Source organism: Dactylosporangium sp. NPDC000521, assembly GCF_042898305.1.
In the GTDB taxonomy this organism is placed as follows: domain Bacteria; phylum Actinomycetota; class Actinomycetes; order Mycobacteriales; family Micromonosporaceae; genus Dactylosporangium.
In genome coordinates, this window is record NZ_JBIAYW010000001.1 from 706,789 (window position 1) to 729,894 (window position 23,106).

Genomic DNA, 23,106 nt, shown 5'->3' on the forward strand with positions numbered 1-23,106 from the left:
TGGTCAGCCGCCGAGCTTCAGCAGCGAGTCGACCTGCTTGTCCACGTCGGCCAGTCCCTTGCCGAGGTCGGCGGCGCCGCCGCTCTGCCAGGTGTCGCAGAAGGTCTGGAACGTCTCCTGGTAGGCGGGGCCGGCCGACGACGGCGGGGTGGTGCTGGTCTTCGGGTGGTTGAAGATGTCGACGAACGTCTTGAACTCCGCGTCCAGGTGCAGGTCCGGCGAGGCGAGCGCGTCCTTCGTGGTCGGGATGTTCTTGAGGCTGTTGGCGAGCTTGACGATCGTCTTCGTGTCGGTCGTCAGGTACTTGATGAACTCCCACGCCGCCTCGGGGTTCTTCGCGGTGCGGGAGATGCCGATGACGTTGCCGGTGACGTAGCCGGCGCCGTACCGGTCGGGGCTGGACGTCGGCATCGGCGCGACCCCGAACTGCAGGTCGGGCGCCTGGTCCTTGGCGAACGCGATGCGGTACTCGCCGTCGAAGTTCATCGCGACCTGGCCCTTCTGGAAGGCGTTCGCGTCGGAGTACTCGTCGCCGAGGGAGGCGCGGAAGGCCTCGAGCTTGTCGTAGCCGAACCAGTCGACGAGCTCCTTCTGCCACTTCAGCAGCGTCTGCCAGGCGGGGTCGCCGCCGATCGCGGAGCTGCCGTCGCCCTTGAGCCACTGCCCGCCGACCATCGGCCCGAGGTGCGACGGGGCGTTCTCGTAGAAGCCCCACAGCGGCAGGAACCCGGCGACCTGGATGGTGCCGTCGGCGGACCGCTTGGTGAGCTTCTTCGCCGCGTCGGCGAACTCCTCGAGGGTCTTCGGCGGGCCGGCGATCCCGGCCTCGGCGAAGAGCTTCTTGTTGTAGTACAGGCCATACGCGTCGGCGAGGACCGGCATGGCGCAGCGTCTGCCCTTGTACTGCGTGTACTCCTTGACGGTCTGCGGGAAGCCGTCGAGGGACACCTTGTCGCGGGTCAGGTACTGGCCGAGGTCCAGCCAGGCGCCGCTGGAGCAGAACTGCCCGACGATGTCGGTGGAGTAGGACAGGCCGACGTCGGGGCCCTGCCCGCCGCCGATGGCCTGGGTCATCTTCGAGTCGTCCTGCCCGGACTTGACCACGACCTTGATCTTCGGGTGGGACGCCTGGAAGTCGGCGACGACGCCGTCGATGGCGGCGGCCTCGCGGTCGGTGAAGAAGTGCCAGAACTCCACGGTGCCGGAGACGTCGGCGCCCGGGTCGGCGATCGGCTTGTCCTTCGGGCCGGGCGTGCAGGCCGTTGTCAGTAGTGCCACGGCGGTGAGCAGAGAGACGATGCGACGCACGGGATTCCTCCTGGGGGTGGGCGTGCGGAAGCGGCCGGCCAATGTGGCATTGACCAACGTCACTTGCATGGGGGATGGTGGGTGGAGCGCGCGGACGCCGGTCGATGCCGCCAGATCGGCCGGCGTCCGCGGTTCGTGGGCCCGTTACGTTTCGGGCGTGCGCAGGCCCTCGATCAGCCTGCGGCGCACCGCGGACAGCGCGGCGTCCGCGGCGCCGAGCAGGGGAGCGTCGTCCTCGACGGTGCTCACGGCGATCTCGGTCGACAGCGGCGCCGCCCGTGACATGGCCTTCGCGACCGCCTCGCCGAGCGCGGCGCCGCCGGCCCGGCCGATCTCGCCGCCGAGCACCACGAGCGGCGGGTCGAGCACCGCGACGACCGCGGCGAGCCCGATCACGATCCGCCCGGCCAGCTCGCGCAGCAGCGCGGTGTCGGTGATCGTCAGGCCGCGCTCGGCGGCCAGGTCCCGGACGGCGTCGCCGCTCACCAGGTCGTGGAAGTCCCGTGCGCCGTCGGCGGCGACAGGCATGTAGCCGATCTCGCCGGCACCACCTCGGGCGCCGCGCAGCAGCGTGCCGCCGCCGAGGTCGATCGCCAGGCCGAGACCGGACTGGCCGAGCCACAGCAGCGCGAACCCGTCGGCGGCCGGCAGGCCCTGCGCGGCGCCGTGGGCGCGTTCGGCGAGCGCGGCGAGGTTGACGTCATTGTCGACCTCCACCGGTACGCCGGCCGCCTCGGCGAGGTCGTCGACGAGCCCGCGCCGGCTCCAGCCCGGGACGTCGACGTGGTGGATGACCCGGTCCCGCGGGTCGAACGCGCCGGCGACAGCGAGCTGGACGTGCGCCACCGGGCCGCGGGCGACGCCCGCCGCCACGCACAGCGCGTCGACGGTGTCCTTGACCGCGGTGGCCGGGTCCGTGTGGGCGAAGTCGACGGGGACGGCCAGCCTGGCCCGCTGGGCGCCGCGCAGGTCGTGCAGCGACGCGGTCAGCGACGGCGCGTCGTCGCGCACCGACATGGCGATGGCGTAGGCGGCGTCGGGGTTGACCGCGTACACCTCCGCGTTGGGGCCGGGCCGGCCCGTCTCATGCCCGGCGCCGACGACCAGGTCGGCGTCGGCGAGGCGGCGGACCGCCTCGGAGATGGTCGGCTTGGACAGGCCGGTCAGGGCGCGCAGCTCGGCGCGGGTGAGCTGCGGGTGGTCGAGGAGGTGGCCGAGCGCGGCCGCCTCGTTGAGTGCCTTGAGCAGCTTGGAGGAGCCCCCGAGCGGCATTTGCTGCCTCCCCCAACTAATAGGCAAATTGACTAACAGTTGCGAGGAGAACGTAAGCGGCGCTACGCCACCGTGTCAACGGGCCTTTCGCCAGTCGTCGAGCACCGCCTCCACGTCCAGCGCCGGCAGGATCGTCGCCGGGCCGTCCATCAACCCGCGCCGGGCCTGCTCGATGCGGGTGTTGAGGTCCTCGACGACCGCGCGGACCCGCTCCTCGGTGCGCAGGGACGGCAGCCGCTCCGGCAGGTCCTCGACCTCACGCCGCAGCCGCAGCGTCGGCGGCACTCCGCCGGGCAGCCCCTCGCGCCGGGCGAGGTCCTTGATCCACCAGTCCTCGTCGTACAGCTCACCGTGGTCCGGCAGCGGCTTCCCGGCACCCGGCAGGTTGTCGAACTGCCCCTGCTCCTGTGCTTCGCGGATCTGCCGGTCGATGTGTGACTCGTACCAACTCGACATGATCTCATTGTCCCGTGGAGGAACTGGAGCGCTACGGCTATCCCGCCCTGGCCCTGCTCGTGCTGCTGGAGGGGATCGGCATCCCCACGCCCGCGGTGAGCGTGGTCGTGGCGGCCGCGGTGCTCGCCGGGCGCGGCACGATGAGCCTGCCGGTGGTCGTCGCCATCACCTTCGCCGCCGCGGTCGCCGGCGACAACCTCGGCTTCTGGCTCGGCCGCCGGGCCGGCCGCCCGGTGATCCTGCGGTGGGGCCGGCGGGTCGGGCTGACCGAGCGGCGGCTGGCCCGCGCCGAGGACTTCTTCGCCCGCCGCGGGCGCAACATCGTGGTCGTCGCCCGGTTCATCGACGGGCTGCGCCAGACCAACGGCCTCATCGCCGGTGCGATCGCACTGCCCTGGCGCCAGTACGCCATCCGCGACGCGATCGGCGGCGCGCTGTGGACGGCGCTGTGGGTCTCGGTCGGCGCCTTCGCCGGCGGCAACCTCGACCGCGTCCGCGCCTTCCTGCACCGCTACGAGACCCCCGCGCTCATCGTCGGTGGAGTCCTCCTGGTGTCGTTGCCGCTGGTGTACGTGTGGCGCCGCCGACACCGTGCCACCCCCGACTGAGCGCCGCCTGGGCTCCTGATCAGGGACGCGCGTCGAACTCGGCGCGGGCTTCGAAGACGCGGTCCATGTGCGTCTCCGCCCAGTTCTTGATCGAGACCATGACCGGGTAGAGCTCGTGGCCGAGCGGGGTGAGCTCGTAGTCGACGCGGGGCGGGATCGAGGCGGTCACCGTGCGGGTGACCAGCCCGTCGCGCTCCAGGGTGCGCAGGGTCTGGGTGAGCATCTTCTGGCTGACGCCGGCGATGCGGTGGGCGAGCTCGCCGTGCCGCTGCGGCCCGCCGGCGAGCGCCGGGATCACCAGCGCGACCCACTTGTCGGTGAGCCGGCTCAGCAGCTCCCGGGTCGGGCAGCCGGCCAGGAACGCGTCGTACTCACGTTTCGCCTGTTCGCGGCGTTGTGCCGCGTTCGTCGTCGCCATGGTGTCCTCCTCCGGTGCCTCAGGCACTTCACGGTACCTACTTACCGATGGTGCCTGCCCGTTCGTACGGTCGTGGTGATCACTGCACTGCACTTCACTTCGCGGAGGAGACGGCGATGCGCGCTGTCAGTTATGCACAGTTCGGTGGGCCGGAGGTCCTGCACGTCGCCGACGTGCCGGTGCCCGAGCCCGGGCCGGGGCAGGTCCGGGTGCGGGTCGCCGCGTCCGTGCTCCACCCCGTCGACCTGATGATTCGCTCGGGCCGGTTCCCGGCGCCGCTGCCGACCGGGCTGCCGTATACGCCCGGCTGGGACGTCGCCGGCGCTGTCGACGCCCTCGGCCCGTCGGTCGAGGGGTTCGCGGTCGGTGACGAGGTCATCGGCTTCTCACCGTGGCTGCGGACCACGGCCGGCGCCCATGCGGAGCACGTGGTGCTCGACGCGGCCTGGCTCGCCCCGGCGCCCACCGGCGTCCCCGCCACCGAGGCGGCGACGCTGCCGACCAACGGCCTCGCCGCCGCCCAGGCCCTCGACCTGCTCGCGCTGCCGGCGGGCTCGACCGTGCTGGTCACCGGCGCCGCCGGTCAGGTCGGCGGGTTCGTCCTCGCGCTGGCCCGGGCGGCCGGCCTGCACGCCACGGGACTCGCCGGCGCCGACGACCGGGAGTTCGTCGAGTCGCTGGGCGCGGCGTTCCTGCCGCGCTCCGCCGATCCGGCCGGGACGTTCGACGCGGTCGTCGACCTGGCCGTGGTCGGCCCCTCGCTGCTGGACCTCGTCCGCGACGGCGGCGGCTACGTGGCCGCGTCGCCCCCGCTGCGCCCGGAGCCGGTGCGGGGCATCCGGACCTTCGCGCTGGAGGTCCAGCCGGACGGCGCCCGGCTCGGCGAGCTGGCCGCGCTCGTCACCAGCGGCGACATCCCGCTGCGGGTCGCCGGCGTGTACCCCTTCGCCGACGCGGCGGCCGCCCACGAGCGGCTGGCCCAGGGCGGCGTCCGCGGCGGCGTCGTGATCGTCCCCTGAGCCGCCGCCCGGGTGCCTCAGCAGGACCCGGCGGCCTTCTCGCGGAACGACTTCAGGGTGGTGGCCCGCTCGTCGCCCCGGCGCCCGGTGTGGCCCCAGACCTCGCCGTCCTTGAGCTGGTCCAGGTCCCCGAGGGTGAAGAAGACCGACCTGGGCCGGGGCACGGCGGTCGACGCCCCGAGGACGTAGCGTCCCGTGGCGGTGAGCGCGAGCGGGCGCGGCGGGTCGAGCTCGTCGCGCCAGCCGTCCGGTGTGGTGCCTATGGGGATGGCCCACAGGTTGCCGATGCCGGTGCTGTTCCAGATCGACCAGAGCGCGCCCATCGAGACGCTGCCGGACCCACTGGACGCCGGGGCGGCGCCGCTCGGCGTGATGGTGGCGCTCGGTGTCGGCGACGACCAGGGGTTGTTCAGGTACAGCGTCGCGTTGTGTGCCACGTGGTCGTCGCCGCACAGGTACAGGTGGGCGACGGGCCGGCCGTCGGCGTCGCGACCGACGGCGAGGAGCGGCTCGCGGGCGGGGCTGCATGCGGCGAGGGTGCCGGCGACGAGCACGGCGATGATCGCGGCGGCGGCCGTGCGTGCGGCGGGCATGCGTGCGGCGGGCATGGTGTCCAGTGTGGCGGAGATCGGTGAGGGTCGCTGACGCAAAGGCGCCACGCCGTAGGTCACTACATTACGTAACCTTGCGGGTGCATTGCGTGACCGTTTTTCGCGAAATATCCGTCCATGACTCGCATTTCGGGTTAAGTGGGGGTCGCGACGGACGTTCACCGTCGATCACTCGTCGAAAGGTCGTCATCATGAATCGCTGGCTCATCCGGTCGGTGCAGATCGCCGCGCTGTCCTTGGGTGGCCTCGCGCTCACCGGCACCGCCGCACACGCCGACTGGAACAGTGGCCCCAACGTCGGCATCTTCAACGGCAACCAGACCTCGACCACGGTCCAGGTTCCGGTGAACATCTGCGGCAACGCAGTGGCGATCGTCGGCTTCGCGAACGCCAACTGTGACGGCGGCGCCTACGCCGTCAACGGCAACGGCGGCAGCTACAGCGGCGCCGGCAGCTCGAACGGCTACCACCGCAACGGCAACGGCAGCGCCAACGCGAACGCCAACAGCCACAAGAAGAAGAACAAGCGGCACTCCGCGAACAGCAACTCCTACCACAACAGCTCGTACGGCAACGGCAACTCGTACGGCGGCAACGGTGGCAACGGTGGTGGCGGAGCGTACGCCTACAACAGCAACGGTGACTGGACCACGGGCTACAACGTCGGTTTCTTCAACGGCAACCAGTCCTCGACCACCGTCCAGGTGCCGATCAACGTGTCGTGCAACTCGGTCGCGCTGATCGGGTTCGCGTCCAGCTGCTGAGCCGTAGAGGCGCCGCCTGCCTCGGATCGTAGAGCGTTGGCCGATGGGCCGCGGTGGATCAGCCCTCCCCGCGGTACACCGGCCAACGCTGCTTTCGTCAGTCGATCGGCACCGCGGTGCCGGTGACCGCGACGCCGCTGCCAGGGTCGGCGTCCAGCTCGACGGAGACCAGACTGGGCCGGCCCATGTCGCCGCCCTGGTGCACCCGCAGCGTCGCCGGCACCTCGACCAGGCCCAGCTCGCGCAGGTAGCCGCCGAACGCGGCCGCCGCGGCGCCGGTCGCCGGGTCCTCGTACACGCCGCCGGGCGGGAACGGGTTGCGGGCGTGGAACACCGTCGCCGACTCCCGCCACACCAGGTCGACCGTGGTCCAGTCGTGCCGCGCCATCAGGGCGGTGAGCGCGGGCACGTCGTAGTCGAGGTCGGCGAGCCGCTGCCGGGTGCCGGCCGCGACGATCGGGTGGCTGGCCCCCGCGTACGCCACCCGCACCGGCAGCGCCGGGTCGAGGTCGGCGGCGTCCCAGCGCAGCGCGTCCAGCAGCTCCCGCACCGTCGCGTCGGCGATGGGCGAGGTGTGCGGCGGCACGCTGCGCAGCGTCGCGGTCAGCCCGTCCTCGCCGACCCGCGTCTCCACCTCGATCGTGCCGACCCGGGCCTCGAAGCGCAGCGGTCCGAGCCCGAAGCGTTCCGCGTACGCGGCGGCGGTCGCGATCGTCGCGTGCCCGCAGAACGGCACCTCCGCCAGGGGGCTGAAGTAGCGCACCCGGACGCGCCCGTCCTCGTGGAACAGGAACGCGGTCTCGGAGTATCCGACGTCGGCGGCGATGGCCTGCATCGCGGCTCGTCGAGGCCGGCGGCGTCGAGCACCACCCCGGCCGGGTTGCCGCCCTTGGGGTCCGTGGTGAACGCGCTGTACCGAAGGATTTCCATGCACCCGACGCTAGGCCGGTGCGGGCGCGGCGGCGCGGTCCAATCGGCGCCGGGTGGTTGTAAGCACCGCCACTGCTTTGGACAGACGCCGGCGCCGGTCAGCTGCGGGGCTGACCGGCGCCGGGGTGGTGCTCAGCAGGTGTTCAGCAGGCGCTCAGTTGGCGCTCAGTTGGAGGCGACGCCCAGCTGGCCGCCACCCTCGGTGTGCAGCTCGGTGGCGGAGGCGAACGACGAGTCGAGGCGGGCCTGCAGGGCCTCGAGCTCGTGGAACTCGTTCGACGATGCCGACTCGGAGCCCTCGGCGGCGAAGACGTGGTCGGTCTCGGCGGCGGAGTGGTCGTAGGAGGTGAAGTCCGACTCCTGGTACGTCGCGCCGCTCGCGTCGGTGTACGACACCTGGTGACCCTGGTCGAAGCTGGTGTTCTCGGCGGAGGCGTGGTCCTGCTCGAAGACGCCGAACTGCGAGTCGTAGTTGTTCTGGCTGGCGTCGACCTCGTGGAGCTGGTTCAGCGACTCGTGGTCCTGACCCGCCTCGACGTGGCCGAAGTCGGTGTCGGCGCCGGTGTCGAACTCGCTCATGGATGTTCCCCCTCAGTTGCTAACGCTTGGTGACGACATCGACGGTACGGCCTGTTCCGTTGCCCGGAATCCCCCGAACGTGCCACCGTGACGAGCTGGTCGAACCGTCCGGTATGTGCTGGAGCGCCTCGAAAGCGACCTTGGCGTTCGTCAGGGCGGCCCGGGACGCGGGCAGCAGCGGCAGCCGCACGTCCGGGGCGGGGATCCGGCCCGCGGCGTGCAGGACCGCCTTGACCACGGCCGGGTTCGGCTCGGCGAACAGCGCCGCCGACAGCGCGGCGAGGGCGGGTCCGAGCCGCCTGGCGGTGGCGACGTCACCCTCCCGCCAGGCCCGCGCGAGGGCGACGAACCGGTCCGTCGCCACGTGCGCCGACGCGAGGATCCCGCCGGCGGCACCGAGGGCGAGCAGCGGGCCGATGACCGTGTCGTCGCCGCCGAGCACCGCGAACCCTTCCGGCAGCCCGCCGAGCAGCGTCACCGTGTCGCCGCTGACCGCGCCGTCGGACAGCTTCATGCCGGCCACGCCCGGGATGGCCGCGATCGCGAGCAAGGTGTCGACGTCCAGGGGTTGTCCCGTCCGGTACGGCACGTGGTACACCACGACCGGCAGCGGCGACGCGGCGGCGACGGCCCGCAGGTGGGCGAGCACACCGGCGGCGCCCGGGCGGGTGTACGGCGGCACGACCACCATCGCGGCGTCGCCGCGGGCGTGCCGGACCGCGTCCACCGTCGCCGCCGTCGAGCTGCCGCCGACCCCGACGAGCAGCGGCGTGCCGTACACCGCGGAAACCTCCCGGCAGGTGGCCACGACCGCGGCCTGCTCGCCCTCGGCCAGCGTCGCCGGCTCCCCGGTGGTGCCCAGCGCGACCAGGCCCGCGGCCCCGTCGTCGAGCACCTGCCGGGCCAGGCCGGCGAGCGCGGCGAGGTCCACCGACCCATCGGCGGCGAACGGCGTCACGAGCGGCACGAAGATCCCTTCAAGCTCCATGCCTTCAGGGTCGCTGCCACGCGAGCGGAAGGTCCAGTTCACATTCGTGGCGCCGAGCATAAGCTGAACTGATGCTCGACGTGCGTAAGCTGCGCCTCCTGCGCGACCTCGCCGACCGCGGCACCATCGCCGCCGTCGCCGCCGCCCACAACTACACGCCGTCAGCGGTGTCGCAGCAGCTCGCCGCGCTGGAGCGGGAGGCCGGCGCGGCGCTGCTGGCCCGCACCGGGCGCGGTGTCACGCTCACCGCCGCCGGCGCGGTCCTCGCGGCGCACGCCGAGGACGTCCTGGCCGCCCTCGAACGCGCCACCGCCGCGCTCGCCGCGACCCGCACGGGGCTGTCGGGGCCGCTGCGGATCGGGGCGTTCCCGACCGCGATGCGGACGCTGTTGCCGGCGGCGCTGGTCGCCTTGGCGGGGGAGCACCCCGCCCTCGACCTCACCGTCGACGAGCTGGACCCGGCGCTCGTCCCGGCCCGGCTGCGCGACGGCACCCTCGACGTCGCGCTGGTGCACGACTACGACCTGGTGCCGATCGCCCCCGACCCGGCGCTGGACACGGCGCCGCTGCTGGACGAGACGATGTACCTCGCGGCGACCCGGCCCCTCGATCTCGCGCGGTGCCGGGACGAGCCGTGGATTCTCGCCGGGCCGGGGACGCTGTGCCACACGATGACGGTCCGGGCGTGCGAGGCGGCCGGGTTCCTGCCCCGCGCCCGGCACCACGCCGACGACTTCGTGACCGTGCTGACCCTCGTCGCCGCCGGCCAGGGCGTCGCCGTCGTCCCCGAGCTCGCGCTGCGCCCACCATCGCCGCCGCCCGGCGTCGTCCTGACCCCGTTGACGACGAGACGACGGACGAGATTCGCCTACCGGGCAGGCACCGGCTCCCACCCGTCGATCGCCGAGTTCGTCGCCACCGTCCGCTCGGTCGCCGCGACCGGATTGTCAGGCACAGCAATCCACTAATCCGACGGCGAGCGGACATGTTCGCGAACCCCGTCGCGGACCTCGTCGTTGGCCGTGCTGGTCGTTGCGGTGCTGTTGGTGGTGCTGGCGGGCCTGTCGTGGCTGCACGGGATGCCGGTCGTGGTCGTCGTTGTCTGCTCGGTCGTTGCGACTGGATTGTTGAGTGCGGCAATCCGCTAATCCGACGGCGAGCGGACCTCGTCGCGGACCTCGTCGTTGGCCGCGCTGGTCGTTGCGGTGCGGTTGGTGGTGCTGGCGGACCTGTCGTGGTTGCACGGGATGCCGGTCGTGATCGTCGTTGTCTGTTCGGTCGTTGCGACGGGATTGTTGGGTGCGGAAATTCGCTAATCCGGTCGGCGGGCGGGGACTTCGCGGACGCGTCGCTCGCTGTGCTGGTCGCTGCGTTGCCGTCTGCTCGGTCGTTGCGATGGGATTGTTGGGCGTGGCAATTCGGTAATCGGGTGGGTGGGCTAGGGTGTTTTCGCGGACCCGTCGCTCGCCGTGTTGGTCGCGGTGGTTCTCTGATCTGTCGTTGGTTGCCGTGGTTGCCGTGGTTGCCATGGTTGCCGTGGTTGCGGCGGTTCGCTGGTCCGTGGCTCGTTGCCGTGGTCGGGGCGGTTTTGGCCTGTCGTTCGTATTCTTGGTCGTTCGTGTTCTTGGGCGTTCGTTGTCTTGGTCGCCGCTGGCTGCGCGGGTGGGGCGGCCGGCGGGCGGATTGTTGGGGGCGGCAATTCGGTAATGCGGCAGGCGGGCATCTGAGCGGACCCGTCGTTCGGCCGTGTTGGTCGCGTCGTTCGCTTGGCGGCGGGACTGGATTGTTGGGCTCGGTAATTCGGCAATGCGGTGGTGCGGAGCGGTTGCCGTGCAGGAGCGCGGCGGGCGCGCGGGTCAGGCCGGGCGCTGGGGTGTCGACGTTGGACTGCGTGACCGCCTTCACCCCTCAGGACCCGGTCCTGCACCTGCTGCGCCGCGCCACCTTCGGGCCGACCCCCGCGAGCGAGGCCGAGCTGCGCAAACTCGGCGCTACCGCGTGGCTGGACCGGCAGCTCGCCCCGGCCACCATCGACGACGCCGGGTGCACGAAGCTGCTCGCCCGCTACCCGCTGAGCAGCCTCGACATCGCCGGCGTGCGGGCCAGGGTGAAGGCCGGCGCCATGAAGTCCGGCGGCTGGGACGCCATGCAGCAGCTCGGCTCCGCCGCCGTCGCCCGCGCCGCGTGGAGCAACCGGCAGCTGCTCGAGGTCATGGTCGACCTGTGGTCCAACCACCTCAACGTCACCTGCCCGTCCAGCGACGTCTGGGACAGCCGCGGCGCCTACGACACCCTGATCCGCCAGCACGCCCTGGGGACGTTCGCCGGCCTGCTGAAGGCGTCCGCGACGTCGCCGGCGATGCTGTCGTACCTCGACAACCGCAGCTCGACGAAGGCGAAACCGAACGAGAACTACGCCCGCGAGCTCATGGAGCTGCACACCGTCGGGCTGATCTACACCGAGGCCGACGTGAAGGACGCCGCGCGGCTGCTCACCGGCCTCACCGTCGACAAGACCACCGGCCTGTACAAGTTCGACGCGACCCAGCACGCGACCGGCGCCGTCACCATCCTCGGCTGGCGGCACGACAACGCGACCGCCGGCGGCGGGGAGGCGGCCGCGCTCGCCTTCGTGGAGATGCTCGCCCAGCACCCGGCCACCGCCGAGCGCGTGGCCCGCAAGCTCTGCGTCCGCTTCGTCGCCGACGACCCGCCGGCGGCGCTCGTGCAGCGGTTGCGGGAGGTGTACCTGCAGCAGAAATCGGCAATCGCGCCGGTGCTGCGCGCGCTGTTCACGTCGCCGGAGTTCGCCGCGTCCGTCGGGGCGAAGGTCCGCACGCCGTTCGAGGATCTCATCGGGACGGTCCGCCTGCTGGGCCTGCAGCCGGAGGCGTCCGGCACCGAGGGGGTCCGCGCCCTGTACAACTACCTCGTCGCCGCCGGGCACGCGCCGATGCGGTGGGCGCCGCCGAACGGCTACCCGGACGTCGCCGCCGCCTGGACCGCCCCGTCGGGGCTGCTGATCCGCTGGAACGCGCACCTGAACCTCGCCGCCGGCTGGTACCCCAAGCAGCTCGTGCGGCCGGCGTCGATCCTCGCGTCGCTGGTGCCGAAGCTGCCGGCCACGCACGGCGCGTTCGTGGACGCCCTCGCGACCCGGCTCGTCGGGCAGCCCCTGCAGGCGGCGCACACCGCGGTGCTGCTCGGCTTCCTGAACAAGTCGGCGTCGAGCCCGCTGAAGGCGACCGACCCCGCCGTCGCCGGCCGGCTGCCGCACCTCATCGCCCTGATCCTCGACTCGCCCTACTACCTGGCCAGGTGATCTTCATGATGGATTGTTGTATTGCTGAAACCGGTATGTCGCGCCGTGGGCTGCTGGGCCGTGCCGCCGTGATCGGGGCGGGTGCCGCGCTCACCGGGCTCGTGGGCGAGGGTCTCGCCACCCGGCTGGCGTTCGCCGGCACGCCGTACACCGGCGACACCATCGTCGTGCTGTCGTTGCGCGGCGGGTTCGACGGGCTGTCCGCCGTCGTCCCGATCGGCGACCCCGACTACTACGCCGCCCGGCCCACCATCGCCGTGCCGAAGGCGTCGGTGATCGCCGGGGACGGGATGTTCGGCCTGCACCCGGCGTTCGCGCCGCTGCTGCCGCGCTGGACCGCCGGCACCTTCGGCGCGGTCCACGCGGTCGGCCAGCCCAACCCGTCCCGGTCGCACTTCCAGGCGATGGAGGAGATGGAGCGGGCCGCCGCCGGCACGTCCGTGCGCACCGGCTGGCTGGACCGGATGCTCGGGGTCACCGGCGCGTCCGCCCCGACCGCGGGCGTCGCGATGGGCGCGACGTCGCCGGCCCGTGCGTTCGCCGGCCCGTCCCCGGACGTGTCGATGTCGTCCGTCGACGGCTTCAAGCTCTCCGGCAACGACGCCAAGACCCCGATGGCCGCGACGATCGCCAAGCTGTTCGACGGCGCCCCGGCGGTCATGGCCGACCCGGCCCGCGCCGTCAACGCCACCCTCGGCACCGTCGCGGCGCTCGGCGCGTACACCCCGGCGGCGACCTACCCGTCGACCGCCCTCGGCAAGGCGCTGTGCGACGTCGCGCGCCTCGTGAAGGCGAACGTCGGCCTGATGGCGGCCACCGTCGACTTCGGTGACTGGGACATGCACGAGGGCCTCGGCGGCCCCGTGAAGGGCCAGCGGATGCACGAGCACCTGTCGGAGCTCGCCCTCGCCCTGGCGGCGTTCGCGACCGACCTCGGCGACGCCTTCAACCGCGTCACGCTGGTCACGCTCAGCGAGTTCGGCCGGCGCGTCGCGGAGAACGGCTCCCGCGGCGTCGACCACGGCAACGGCAACGCCATGCTCCTGCTCGGCGGCAACGTCCGTGGCGGCCGGGTCCACGGCATCTGGCCCGGCCTCGCCCCGGCCAAGCTCACCGCCGGCGACCTCGCCTCCACCACCGACTACCGGTCGGTGATCGGTGAGCTCCTCCAGCGCCGCTGCGGCGTCGGGTCGCTGACCGGCATCTTCCCGAACGTCACCCCGTCCTCGTACGAGCTGGCCACCGCCCGCCGCTGACCGAGATGCCTTCGAGCAGCAGGTCGAGGCCGCCGTGGAACTCCGCGTCGGCGTCGACCTGGCGGGCCGCCCCGCCGAGCTGCCGCATGTTCGGGAAAGCGGCGGGGTCGAGCGCGGCGATGGCGCCGGTGCCGGGGCCGGACAGCGGTCCGAGGTGCTCGAGCTGGATCGCGCCGATGAGGTACGACAGCAGCCCCCGCAGCGCGACGACCCTGCGCCCCGGGTCGGTGACGGTCTCGGCCAGGATGCCGACCACCGTCTCCGACCAGCGCAGGATGGCGGGCGACCGGTGCCGGTGCGTCATCGTCAGCGGGACGACGGCCGGGTGGGCGCCGACCGCGACGCGCACCCGCTCCACCATGACGGTGATCCGCTCCTGCCAGCCGCCACCCTCCGGCGGTGCGGGGTCCACGGCGCCGAGCACCAGCTCGACGACGAGGCCTTCGAGCTCGTCGCGGTCGTCGACGTACCGGTACAGGCTCATCGTGCCCATGCCCAGCTGCTGGGCGACGGCGCGCATGGTCAGCCCGGCCGGCCCGTCACGGTCGAGCACCGCGAGCGCCGCCGCGGCGATCTGGGCGGAGGTCAGTGATCGCGGTCGAGGCATGGCACTTGACAGCGTACGTCATACGCTTACGCTTGCCCGTAAGGGTACGTTGTACGCTTACGTTGGAAGGAGGGGTCATGCTCGTCGTCGATACCCGGCGCCTGCAGGTCGTCGTGGGGGAGCCGGTCGCCGTGCCGGACCCGACGCTGCTGGTGCACCTGCAGTTCCGCCGCTTCGCCGGCTGCCCGGTCTGCAACCTCCACCTGCGCTCGATCGTCCGCCGCCACGACGAGATCACCGCGTCCGGTGTCCGCGAGGTGGTCGTGTTCCACTCCAGCGCCGCCGAGCTGCGTCCCCATGTGGCCGGCCTGCCGTTCGCGGTCGTCCCCGACCCGCAGAAGCGGCTGTACCGCGAGTTCGGCGTCGAGTCATCCCGCCGCGCCCTGCTCAACCCGCGCGTCTGGCCGACGATCCTGCGCGCCGTGGCCCGCAGCACGTGGGCCCTGCTCCGCGGCCGCGAACGCCCGCCATCGCTCATCCCGACCGGCGGCCGCTTCGGCCTCCCGGCGGACTTCCTGATCGCCCCCGACGGCACGGTGCTCGCTTCGAAGTACGGCGACCACGCCTACGACCAGTGGTCCGTCGACGAGCTCCTGGCCCTCGCCGCCCGGGCCCGCTGACCGGAGGGGCGGGAACGCGGCAGGGCGGACACGGGGTGCGCGTACTGTGCGGGCGGGTCCGTGAGGATCGGGTGCCGACCGAGGAGGATCAGTGAAGCGCAGCGCCGCGCTGGCCGTTGTCGCTGTCATCGCCATGGGTGTGAGCGGGTGCGGCTCGTCAGGCAAGAAGGCCGCCCCGGCGGCCGGCCCGGCGAGCGCCGCGGCCCAGGGTGCCGGCGGGCTCGGCAGCGTGAGCCAGGCACCGTCGGCGCGGGTGTCCGCCCCACGGGCGTGCACGGTCTTCCCGGCGGACAACGTGTGGCACGCCGACGTGTCGAAGCTGCCGGTGCACCGGGACTCGGCGACGTGGGTCGGCAGCATCGGGGCGCAGGCGCACGCGCATCCCGACTTCGGCGCCGGGCTCATCGACGGCGCGCCGTTCGGGATCCCGGTCACGACCGTCGGGCAGGGGCAGGCCGGCGTGAAGGTCACCTTCGACTACGCGGACGAGAGCGACAAGGGCCCGTACCCGATCCCGCGCAACGCCAGGATCGAGGGCGGGCCGAACGCCGACGGGGACCGGCACGTCATCGTGCACGACACGGCGGCGTGCAAGGTGTACGAGCTGTACGCCGCGCACCCGAACGCGGACGGGTCGTGGAAGGCCGGGTCCGGGGCGGTGTTCGACCTGCGCCGCAACGACCTGCGCAAGGCCGGCTGGACGTCGGCGGACGCCGCGGGGCTGTCGATCCTCGCCGGGCTGCCGCGCGCCGAGGAGGTCGCCAAGGGCAGGATCGACCACGCGATCCGGTTCACCGCGCCGCGCACGCAGAAGGCGTACGTGTGGCCCGCGCGGCACGCGGCGTCCAGCAGCACCGACGCGAACCTGCCGCCGATGGGCGCCCGGTTCCGGCTGAAGGCGGGCGTCGACATCTCGAAGTTCCCGGCGCAGGCGCGGGTGGTGGCGCAGGCGCTCAAGCAGTACGGCGCCATCCTCGCCGACAACGGGTCACCGTGGTTCTTCTCCGGCACGCAGGACGACCGGTGGAGCAACGATCAGCTCAACGCGCTGAAGACGCTCAAGGGCAGCGACTTCGAGGCGGTCGACGGCAGTCTCCTGATGGTCGACGCGAATTCAGCCCGTTGTAAGCCGTAAACCTAGCGTCCTAGGAAGCGCTACGGGCTGTGGTGTGGGCCACGGCTGCGTGACCATGGTCAAAGAACCGGTAGATTAGGCATCGCCGGCAATACCCGCGCGGGAGAGATCGCCTGAGTTCAGGGCGACGCCGAAGGGGCAAATCCTCCCCGGAACCTCTCAGGCAGAAGGACCGCGACGGGTTGGCACCTCTGGAGGCCACACGACAGAGGGGGAGGGACGTTCGCAGCCCCGACCCCGGATCCGAAAGAGTGTGGCCAATGACCAGTTTCGCCAGCAGGCACATCGGACCGTCGCCGGACGAGCAGACGACGATGCTGAAGACCGTCGGGTATGACTCCGTCGAGGCGTTGATGACCGCGGCCATCCCCGGCTCGATCCGCTGGCACCAGCCGCTCCAGCTGCCCCTGGCCGCGTCGGAGGCGGAGGTGCTGGGGGAGTTGCGGGCGCTCGCGTCGGCGAACCGGACGCTCGTCAGCATGATCGGCCTCGGCTACTACGGCACGTACACGCCGCCGGTCATCCTGCGCAACGTCCTCGAGGACCCGTCGTGGTACACGGCGTACACGCCATACCAGCCGGAGATCAGCCAGGGCCGCCTCGAGGCGCTGCTCAACTTCCAGACGGTGATCACGGACCTGACCGGGCTGCCGGTCGCGGGCGCGTCGCTGCTCGACGAGGCGACCGCCGCCGCTGAGGCGATGACCCTGGCGCGGCGCTCGTCGAAGGTCAAGGCCGACGTGTACGTCGTGGACAGCGACGTCCTGCCGCAGACCCTCGCCGTCATCCGGACCAGGGCGGAGCCGCTCGGCATCGACGTGCGCACCATCGACCTGCGCACGGAGGAGCTGCCGGAGGAGTTCTTCGGCCTGCACCTGCAGTACCCCGGCGCGTCCGGCGCGGTCCGTGACCTCGCGGACATCACGAAGCGGGCGCACGACAAGGGCGCGATCGTCACGTTCGCCGCCGACCTCCTCGCGCTGTGCCTGCTGCGGGAGCCGGCCGCGTTCGGCGCGGACGTCGCGGTCGGCAGCGCGCAGCGGTTCGGCGTGCCGATGGGCTTCGGCGGGCCGCACGCCGGGTACATGTCGGTCCGCAAGGGCCTTGAGCGCACCCTGCCGGGCCGGCTCGTCGGCGTGTCGAAGGACGCGGACGGCGCCCCCGCCTACCGGCTCGCCCTGCAGACCCGTGAGCAGCACATCCGGCGGGAGAAGGCGACCAGCAACATCTGCACCGCGCAGGTGCTCCTCGCGGTCACGGCCAGCATGTACGCCGTCTACCACGGCCCGGACGGGCTGCGGGAGATCGCGTCCCGCACGCACGACATGGCGGTGCGGCTCGCGGCGGGGCTGCGGGCCGGCGGTGTCACCACCGAGCACGAGGCGTTCTTCGACACGGTGACGGCCGTGGTGCCGGGCAGGGCGAAGGACGTCGTCAGCGCCGCCGCTGACCGGGGGATCAACCTGCGGCACGTCGACGCCGACCGGGTCGGGATCGCGTGTGACGAGACGACGACGTTCGGGCACCTGCGGGACGTCCTGGCCGCGTTCGGTCTCGCGCACGTCGACGTGACCGCGCTGGACACGTCGGACGTGGTGCCGGCCGACCTGCGCCGCACCAGCGACTACCTGAGCCACCCGGTGTTCTCCACGCACCGGTCGGAGACCGCGATGCTGCGCTACCTGAAGCGGCTCTCCGACATGGACTACGCGCTCGACCGGGGGATGATCCCGCTCGGTTCGTGCACGATGAAGCTCAACGCGACCGTGGAGATGGAGCCGATCACCTGGCCCGAGTTCGCCAACGTGCACCCGTTCGCGCCGGCGGCGCAGACGCAGGGCTACCGGCGGCTGATCGGTGACCTGGAGCGGTGGCTGGCGGAGGTCACCGGCTACGACGCGGTGTCGCTGCAGCCGAACGCGGGGTCGCAGGGCGAGCTGGCGGGTCTGCTCGCCATCCGCGCCTATCACCACTCGCGGGGCGAGACGCAGCGGGACATGTGCCTGATCCCGTCGAGTGCCCACGGCACGAACGCCGCGAGCGCCGTCATGGCGGGCATGCGGGTCGCGGTGGTGGCGTGTGACGAGCTGGGCAACGTCGACCTCGGTGACCTCGAGGCGAAGATCGAGCTGCACCGGGACCGGCTCGCGGCGATCATGGTGACGTATCCGTCGACGCACGGGGTGTACGAGACGGGGATCTCCGACCTGTGCGCGAAGGTGCACGACGCGGGCGGGCAGGTGTACGTCGACGGCGCGAACCTCAACGCGCTGCTGGGCTACGCGAAGCCGGGGCAGTTCGGGGCGGACGTGTCGCACCTGAACCTGCACAAGACGTTCTGCATCCCGCACGGTGGTGGCGGTCCGGGTGTCGGCCCGGTCGCGGTCCGTGCCCACCTGGCGGAGTTCCTGCCGTCGCACCCGATCCTGGAGCAGGGCGGCGAGGCGGCCCCGGTCGGTCCGGTGTCGGCGGCGCCGTGGGGGTCCGCGGGGATCCTGCCGATCCCGTGGGCGTACCTGCGGCTGATGGGCCCCGACGGGCTGACGAAGGCGACGGCGACGGCGGTCCTCGCGGCGAACTACGTGGCGGCGCGGCTGCGGGAGCACTACCCGGTGCTGTACAGCGGCAGCGAGGGCCTGGTCGCGCACGAGTGCATCCTGGATCTGCGCACGATCACGAAGGCGACCGGGGTGAGCGTGGCGGACGTCGCGAAGCGGCTCATCGACTACGGGTTCCACGCGCCGACGATGTCGTTCCCGGTGTCCGGCACGCTGATGGTGGAGCCGACGGAGAGCGAGGACCTGGCGGAGCTGGACCGGTTCTGTGACGCGATGATCGCGATCCGTGAGGAGATCGACCGGGTGGCGTCGGGGGAGTGGCCGGCAGGGGACAACCCGCTGGCGGGTGCGCCGCACACGGCGGCGGTCGTCACCGCGGACGAGTGGTCGCACGCCTACCCGCGGTCGATCGCCGCGTACCCGGCGGGGGTGTCGGTGGCGAAGTACTGGCCGCCGGTGCGGCGGATCGACGACAGCTACGGCGACCGGAACCTGGTCTGCTCGTGCCCGCCGGCGTCAGCCTTTGAGGAGTGAACGATCACGGAGCGTGATCGCTCAGGCTGCTTTGACGAGGACGTGCATGGCCGGGCCGCGGTGCGGTTCGATCACGCTGCAGTCAGGTAGGAGCTCTCCGGTGTCCTCGAAGACGATCACTCCGTTGCACAGGAGGCTCCACCCCTGCTCGGGGTGTGAGGCCAGGATCCTGGCGGCTTCGTGGTCGGAGTCGTGGGCCGAGGGGCACGCTGGTTGGTGCTGGCAGAGCATCCGGGGTCTCCGTTTGAGAGGTTCTGGTGGGGCCTGTGGGGTGGTTCACATGACCAGTGATGCACGCTACTACGGCCAACGACACGATTCCGCACATGTGACGGCACAACTTGGGGATAATCCGCCATTCGTATGAGCCCATTAGGACCGGTCGTCGGGTATTGGCCCAGGACGGTGGATCTTCACCCTCCCGGGTCGGTCCCGGCGTGCCGGCCGCACGTCTGGGAGCGTTCCCGGCTGGAGTGGCATTCCCGCGACGGCGGTGACCCTCTGCAACTCTTGGAGGCGTTCCTGGTCGACGCCGGATTGCCCGTCTCCGACGTGTCGCGGTCACGGACGGTGACGGACGCGGTGTGCGGCGCGGCCGTGCTCCTCGCGCCGCCGTCGGCCGTGGCGTCCCCGGCGCCGGCCGTGCCGGACCTCGTCGCCGTCGTCTACGCCCACACCCCGCCGCTGTTCGCGGAGCCGGCCGTGTCCGACGAGCCCCGGGTGGGCCCGTGGACGCCGAGCTGGACCCCGCAGGAGCACGCCGCCGCGGTCGAGGCGGTCCGGGCGGCGATCGCCCGTGGCGACGTCTACCAGGCCAACGTCGTCGGCCATGCCAGGGCGCCGTTCGCCGGCGATCCCCGCGCGGCGCTCGCCAGGGTCGCGGCGCTGCCGGGCGCCAGGTACGGCGGGGTGCTGTCCGGCGCGGACGGCGACTGGTGGGTGGCGTGCGCGTCGCCGGAGACGCTCGTCGAGGTGGCCGGCGGCCGGGCCGTGACCCGCCCGATCAAGGGCACCCGCCCCGCGACCGGGCAGGGCCGTGCGGAGCTGCTGGCGTCGGCGAAGGAACGCGCCGAACACGTCATGATCGTCGACCTGGAGCGCAACGACCTGGGCCGGGTCGCCCGCACCGGCAGCGTCCGCGTCGACGAGCTGTTCACGATCCGCCGCTGGTCGCGGCTGTGGCAGGCGGAGTCGACGGTCAGTGCCGACCTGGAGCCCGGCGTCGGCCTCGCGGACCTGCTGGGTGCGGTGTGGCCGGGCGGTTCGGTGACCGGCGCGCCGAAGCTCGCCGCGATCGAGGTCGTCAGCGCGCTGGAGCCGGTCGGGCGCGGCCCGAGCATGGGCGCCGCCGGCTGGATCGGTCACGGCCCCGACGGCAGGCTCCGCGTCGACCTGGGCCTGACGATCCGCACCGTCGCCGTCGCCAGCGGTTTCGCGCACGTGTGGGCCGGCGGCGGCATCGTCTGGGACAGCGACCCGGCCGCCGAGGTCGCCGAGGCCGCCGCGAAGGCCGCCCCGATCAAGGCCGCGTTCGGCGCCTGACGGCGGGTGCCGGCCCGCGCTCGTCGGGAGCGGACCGGCGCCGCGTGTCCGTCAGACCTTGCCGAAGATGGCGGTGAGGAGGACCTCGTTGATGTCGAACGCGGTCTTCGACGTGTAGAGGGTGCCGCCGCTGACCCGGGAGATCTCCTGCAGCGCGGCGAAGTCCGCGTCATTGCCGTATCCGACGGTCACGATCGGCACCTTCTTGTCCGACGCGGCGTTCGCCTCGAGCTTCGGGCGCAGCTGGTCGAGGCTGAGGCCGCCGGTCGGGTCGTCGTTCTTCCCGTCGGTCATGAGCACCACGAGGTTCGTGGCGCCCGGCTGGTACGCGTCGACCACGGCCTGCTGGGCGGCGGCGGCCGTGTCGTACAGGCCGGTGTCGCCGACGGGGGTGAGCTTGTCGATCGCGGCGACCATCTGCTCCCGGCGGGACTTGCCGTTGACCTGGTCGCCGACCCGGCCGATCGGGATCAGCGGCCGGTAGTCCTGCTGGCCGTTCTGCCGGGTGGAGAACACCCACAGGCCGGCGTCGACGTCGCCGTCGAACAGCTGCACGGCCTCCCGGGCGGCGTCCTTCGCCAGCTGCATGCGGTTGCGGCCGGTGCCGGGGACCTGCTCGGCCATGGAGCCGGAGATGTCCAGGACGATGAGGACGTTGGTGGGGCGGGTCAGCGCCGTCCACGAGTCCATCGACTGCTTGACCGACTCCGGCAGCAGCACCGCCCGCGGCACCGTCTTGATCTTCGCGCTGAACGCGTTGTCGGCGGTCAGCGCGGTGCCGCCGTCGCGGTTCGGGTCGCGGAACCCCGCGTCGAGGAACGCCTTGCGCCCCTGCGGCCCGCGCAGGTAGGCGAGGAACTGCCGCGCCGTGTCCTGCTTGTCCTTCTGCGCCCACGGTGCGTCGAGGATGAGGTACGGGTTGTCGGCGTCGGCGCTGCCGTTGGACGGGTACACCGCGACCAGCGGCACCTTCGGGTTGGTCTTGTTGTAGGCGAGGACGTCCTGCTCGAGGGCGGGGAACGCCGACACGTACTGCAGGGCGGCGGCGTCGCCCTGGCCGTCGGCCTTGCCGAGGTCGGTGAGCAGCGCGGCGGTGGTGGGGGTGTAGACGGCGCGTTCCTGCTTGAGCTTGGCGAGGGTCGCCTGCTCCTCGGCGGTGACCTCACCGTCGTCGTTGCCGTCGAGGATCGCCATCAGGGCGAGCAGGCCGGCGGTGGACTGCAGCGGGTCGCTCATCCCGAACTTGAACCTGCCCCAGTCGCCCTTGCCGTACTTCGCCCAGCCCTGCGGGTCGGCGGCGACCTTGTTGATGACGTCCTGCCACGACAGCTCGCCGCCGGGCCAGCCGAGCGCCTCCGCCATCGGCTTCGGCATGGCGAGGACCGACGGGGTGCGGGCCAGCATCGGCTGCAGGTCCGGCATCATCCGCTCGGCGATCGCCGCGGTCGACGCCCGCCGCACCCACGCGGTCGAGTCCGGCACCCACACGTCCGGCGGGGGGCCGGCCTTGGTGTCCCAGTCGGTCCCGAGCGCCTGCGCCATCGACGCGGTCTCCCCGGCGGTGACATCGACGCGGGCGCAACGCCCCGCGACCGCCGGGTCGCTGTCCGTCCACGACTTGGCGAGGGACTGCAGCAGCGGTGCGGTGCTCGGCGACGCGACGATCTTCGCGGTGACCGTGCCGTCACAGGACGGTCGCAGCAGCCGGGTGCCGGCGTACGCGGCGCCGCCGGCGACGAGTGCGGCGACGACCGCGCCGATGATCACCAACCGGCGTCGTGATCGGCGCTGAGCTGGGCTCTTGCGGTGTGACCGCACGTCCGCCCTGTCGGCCTGGTAGGCCATGGGTGTGCCTCCGGGGGTGGGAAGTCGGCACAGTTTAGGCCCTCGTCAACGATCGTTCACTCCGCCCCGACGTAGCCTGTGACGCGTGACGATCCGACCGATCCGCGTGCTGGGCGACCCCGTGCTCCGCACCCCCTGTGAGACCGTGACCTCGTTCGATGCCGAGCTGCGTGCGCTCGTGCGGGACCTGCTCGACACGGTGACCGGCGAGCCGGGCCGCGCCGGGGTCGCCGCGCCGCAGATCGGGGTGGGGCTGCGGGTCTTCTCGTACGCGGCGAACAAGCAGGTCGGCTACCTCGTCAACCCGACGATCACGGCGCTGGACGGCGCCCAGGACGGCGAGGAGGGCTGCCTGTCGATCCCGGGGCTGTGGTTCCCGACGCCGCGGGCGATGCACGCCACCGCCGAAGGGTTCGACGAGCACGGCGAGCCGGTCACCGTCTCCGGCAGCGGCCTGCTCGCCCGGGCGCTGCAGCACGAGACCGACCACCTCGACGGTGTCCTCTACGTCGACACGCTCAAGGGCGACGCCCGCCGCCAGGCGCTGCGTGCCGTCCGGTCCCAGTTCGCGCCGCGCGCCACACGGTGACGCGGCCGTGCTTCACGCCGTGACGCGGCCGCGCTCCACGCTGTGACGCAGCCGCGCGCCACACGGTGACGCGGCCGTGCTTCACGCCGTGACGCGGCCGCGCTCCACGCTGTGACGCAGCCGCGCGCCACACGGTGACGCGGCC

23 protein-coding genes, 1 pseudogene and 1 riboswitch are annotated in these 23,106 nt (G+C 72.3%); of the genes and pseudogenes, 13 read left to right on the plus strand and 11 right to left on the minus strand.

Translation table 11 applies throughout. The features are described 5' to 3' along the window. Window positions 1–3: 3 nt before the first annotated feature. The 3 genes from ACFY3L_RS03330 to ACFY3L_RS03340 all read right to left on the minus strand — a co-directional run bounded on the left by ACFY3L_RS03330 (window position 4) and on the right by ACFY3L_RS03340 (window position 3,036). Window positions 4–1,308: an ABC transporter substrate-binding protein gene (locus tag ACFY3L_RS03330; protein ID WP_389318239.1), complete on the minus strand. Its 1,305-nt coding sequence runs from the start codon at window positions 1,306–1,308 to the stop codon at window positions 4–6. Between the two features lie 144 nt (window positions 1,309–1,452). Beyond that, on the minus strand, window positions 1,453–2,580 hold the full coding sequence (locus ACFY3L_RS03335; protein ID WP_389318241.1) for an ROK family protein: 1,128 nt from the start codon (window positions 2,578–2,580) through the stop codon (window positions 1,453–1,455). Between the two features lie 75 nt (window positions 2,581–2,655). Beyond that, on the minus strand, window positions 2,656–3,036 hold the full coding sequence (locus ACFY3L_RS03340) for a DUF1992 domain-containing protein (RefSeq protein WP_389318243.1): 381 nt from the start codon (window positions 3,034–3,036) through the stop codon (window positions 2,656–2,658). A gap of 14 nt (window positions 3,037–3,050) precedes the next feature. On the opposite strand from ACFY3L_RS03340, the gene ACFY3L_RS03345 reads away from it, so the two are divergent. After that, window positions 3,051–3,644 carry a DedA family protein gene (locus tag ACFY3L_RS03345; RefSeq protein ID WP_389318245.1) on the plus strand — a complete coding sequence of 198 codons (594 nt, stop codon included), beginning with the start codon at window positions 3,051–3,053 and terminating at the stop codon, window positions 3,642–3,644. A 19-nt stretch (window positions 3,645–3,663) separates the two neighbouring features. Here the strand turns inward: ACFY3L_RS03345 and ACFY3L_RS03350 are convergent, their stop codons facing one another. After that, window positions 3,664–4,062: a winged helix-turn-helix transcriptional regulator gene (locus tag ACFY3L_RS03350; RefSeq protein WP_389318247.1), complete on the minus strand. Its 399-nt coding sequence runs from the start codon at window positions 4,060–4,062 to the stop codon at window positions 3,664–3,666. A gap of 116 nt (window positions 4,063–4,178) precedes the next feature. Here ACFY3L_RS03350 and ACFY3L_RS03355 point away from each other — a divergent pair, with 116 nt between their 5' ends. Next, the gene (locus ACFY3L_RS03355) at window positions 4,179–5,081 is read left to right on the plus strand and encodes an NADP-dependent oxidoreductase (protein ID WP_389318249.1); all 903 of its coding nucleotides are present in this window, start codon (window positions 4,179–4,181) and stop codon (window positions 5,079–5,081) included. A 17-nt stretch (window positions 5,082–5,098) separates the two neighbouring features. On the opposite strand, the gene ACFY3L_RS03360 is transcribed toward ACFY3L_RS03355, so the two are convergent. Beyond that, entirely contained in the window at window positions 5,099–5,689 is a 591-nt protein-coding gene (locus ACFY3L_RS03360; RefSeq protein WP_389318251.1) for a hypothetical protein, read from the minus strand. A 194-nt stretch (window positions 5,690–5,883) separates the two neighbouring features. Here ACFY3L_RS03360 and ACFY3L_RS03365 point away from each other — a divergent pair, with 194 nt between their 5' ends. After that, window positions 5,884–6,456 carry a chaplin family protein gene (locus ACFY3L_RS03365; protein ID WP_389318253.1) on the plus strand — a complete coding sequence of 191 codons (573 nt, stop codon included), beginning with the start codon at window positions 5,884–5,886 and terminating at the stop codon, window positions 6,454–6,456. A gap of 97 nt (window positions 6,457–6,553) precedes the next feature. On the opposite strand, the pseudogene ACFY3L_RS03370 reads toward ACFY3L_RS03365, so the two are convergent. From ACFY3L_RS03370 to ACFY3L_RS03380, 3 genes and pseudogenes are all read right to left on the minus strand, one after another. Beyond that, window positions 6,554–7,386: pseudogene (locus ACFY3L_RS03370) on the minus strand (PhzF family phenazine biosynthesis protein). A gap of 165 nt (window positions 7,387–7,551) precedes the next feature. Then, window positions 7,552–7,965 (minus strand): hypothetical protein, encoded by a 414-nt coding sequence (locus ACFY3L_RS03375; RefSeq protein WP_389318255.1) that lies wholly within the window; start codon window positions 7,963–7,965, stop codon window positions 7,552–7,554. 19 nt (window positions 7,966–7,984) lie between these two features. Beyond that, entirely contained in the window at window positions 7,985–8,953 is a 969-nt protein-coding gene (locus tag ACFY3L_RS03380; protein ID WP_389318257.1) for a dihydrodipicolinate synthase family protein, read from the minus strand. Between the two features lie 71 nt (window positions 8,954–9,024). On the opposite strand from ACFY3L_RS03380, the gene ACFY3L_RS03385 reads away from it, so the two are divergent. From ACFY3L_RS03385 to ACFY3L_RS03405, 5 genes are all read left to right on the plus strand, one after another. Next, complete coding sequence (locus tag ACFY3L_RS03385) at window positions 9,025–9,921, plus strand: LysR family transcriptional regulator (protein WP_389318259.1); 897 nt, start codon at window positions 9,025–9,027, stop codon at window positions 9,919–9,921. A 48-nt stretch (window positions 9,922–9,969) separates the two neighbouring features. Next, the gene (locus ACFY3L_RS03390) at window positions 9,970–10,101 is read left to right on the plus strand and encodes a hypothetical protein (RefSeq protein ID WP_389318261.1); all 132 of its coding nucleotides are present in this window, start codon (window positions 9,970–9,972) and stop codon (window positions 10,099–10,101) included. 36 nt (window positions 10,102–10,137) lie between these two features. Further along, window positions 10,138–10,269 carry a hypothetical protein gene (locus ACFY3L_RS03395; protein ID WP_389318262.1) on the plus strand — a complete coding sequence of 44 codons (132 nt, stop codon included), beginning with the start codon at window positions 10,138–10,140 and terminating at the stop codon, window positions 10,267–10,269. 575 nt (window positions 10,270–10,844) lie between these two features. Further along, window positions 10,845–12,275, plus strand: coding sequence for a DUF1800 domain-containing protein (locus ACFY3L_RS03400; protein WP_389318264.1), 1,431 nt, complete (start codon window positions 10,845–10,847; stop codon window positions 12,273–12,275). Between the two features lie 35 nt (window positions 12,276–12,310). Further along, complete coding sequence (locus tag ACFY3L_RS03405; RefSeq protein WP_389318266.1) at window positions 12,311–13,531, plus strand: DUF1501 domain-containing protein; 1,221 nt, start codon at window positions 12,311–12,313, stop codon at window positions 13,529–13,531. Here the strand turns inward: ACFY3L_RS03405 and ACFY3L_RS03410 are convergent. Then, window positions 13,491–14,138 (minus strand): TetR/AcrR family transcriptional regulator, encoded by a 648-nt coding sequence (locus ACFY3L_RS03410; protein ID WP_389318268.1) that lies wholly within the window; start codon window positions 14,136–14,138, stop codon window positions 13,491–13,493. The genes ACFY3L_RS03405 and ACFY3L_RS03410 overlap by 41 nt on opposite strands. A gap of 77 nt (window positions 14,139–14,215) precedes the next feature. On the opposite strand from ACFY3L_RS03410, the gene ACFY3L_RS03415 reads away from it, so the two are divergent. The 3 genes from ACFY3L_RS03415 to gcvP all read left to right on the plus strand — a co-directional run bounded on the left by ACFY3L_RS03415 (window position 14,216) and on the right by gcvP (window position 18,985). Further along, entirely contained in the window at window positions 14,216–14,758 is a 543-nt protein-coding gene (locus tag ACFY3L_RS03415; protein WP_389318270.1) for a peroxiredoxin-like family protein, read from the plus strand. A gap of 91 nt (window positions 14,759–14,849) precedes the next feature. Further along, complete coding sequence (locus ACFY3L_RS03420) at window positions 14,850–15,893, plus strand: hypothetical protein (protein WP_389318272.1); 1,044 nt, start codon at window positions 14,850–14,852, stop codon at window positions 15,891–15,893. Between the two features lie 90 nt (window positions 15,894–15,983). Beyond that, window positions 15,984–16,078: riboswitch (glycine riboswitch) on the plus strand. A gap of 75 nt (window positions 16,079–16,153) precedes the next feature. Then, entirely contained in the window at window positions 16,154–18,985 is a 2,832-nt protein-coding gene (gcvP, locus tag ACFY3L_RS03425) for an aminomethyl-transferring glycine dehydrogenase (RefSeq protein ID WP_389318274.1), read from the plus strand. 21 nt (window positions 18,986–19,006) lie between these two features. Here gcvP and ACFY3L_RS03430 read toward each other — a convergent pair whose 3' ends face one another. Next, entirely contained in the window at window positions 19,007–19,216 is a 210-nt protein-coding gene (locus tag ACFY3L_RS03430) for a DUF5999 family protein (protein WP_360560719.1), read from the minus strand. Between the two features lie 132 nt (window positions 19,217–19,348). On the opposite strand from ACFY3L_RS03430, the gene ACFY3L_RS03435 reads away from it, so the two are divergent. Next, a complete protein-coding gene (locus ACFY3L_RS03435; protein ID WP_389318276.1) occupies window positions 19,349–20,527 on the plus strand; it encodes a chorismate-binding protein in 1,179 nt (392 codons plus the stop codon). A gap of 51 nt (window positions 20,528–20,578) precedes the next feature. Here ACFY3L_RS03435 and ACFY3L_RS03440 read toward each other — a convergent pair whose 3' ends face one another. After that, entirely contained in the window at window positions 20,579–22,294 is a 1,716-nt protein-coding gene (locus tag ACFY3L_RS03440) for a substrate-binding and VWA domain-containing protein (RefSeq protein WP_389318278.1), read from the minus strand. 163 nt (window positions 22,295–22,457) lie between these two features. Between ACFY3L_RS03440 and def the strand changes: the two genes are divergently transcribed. Further along, window positions 22,458–22,961: a peptide deformylase gene (gene def / locus ACFY3L_RS03445; protein ID WP_389318280.1), complete on the plus strand. Its 504-nt coding sequence runs from the start codon at window positions 22,458–22,460 to the stop codon at window positions 22,959–22,961. Window positions 22,962–23,106 lie beyond the last annotated feature (145 nt).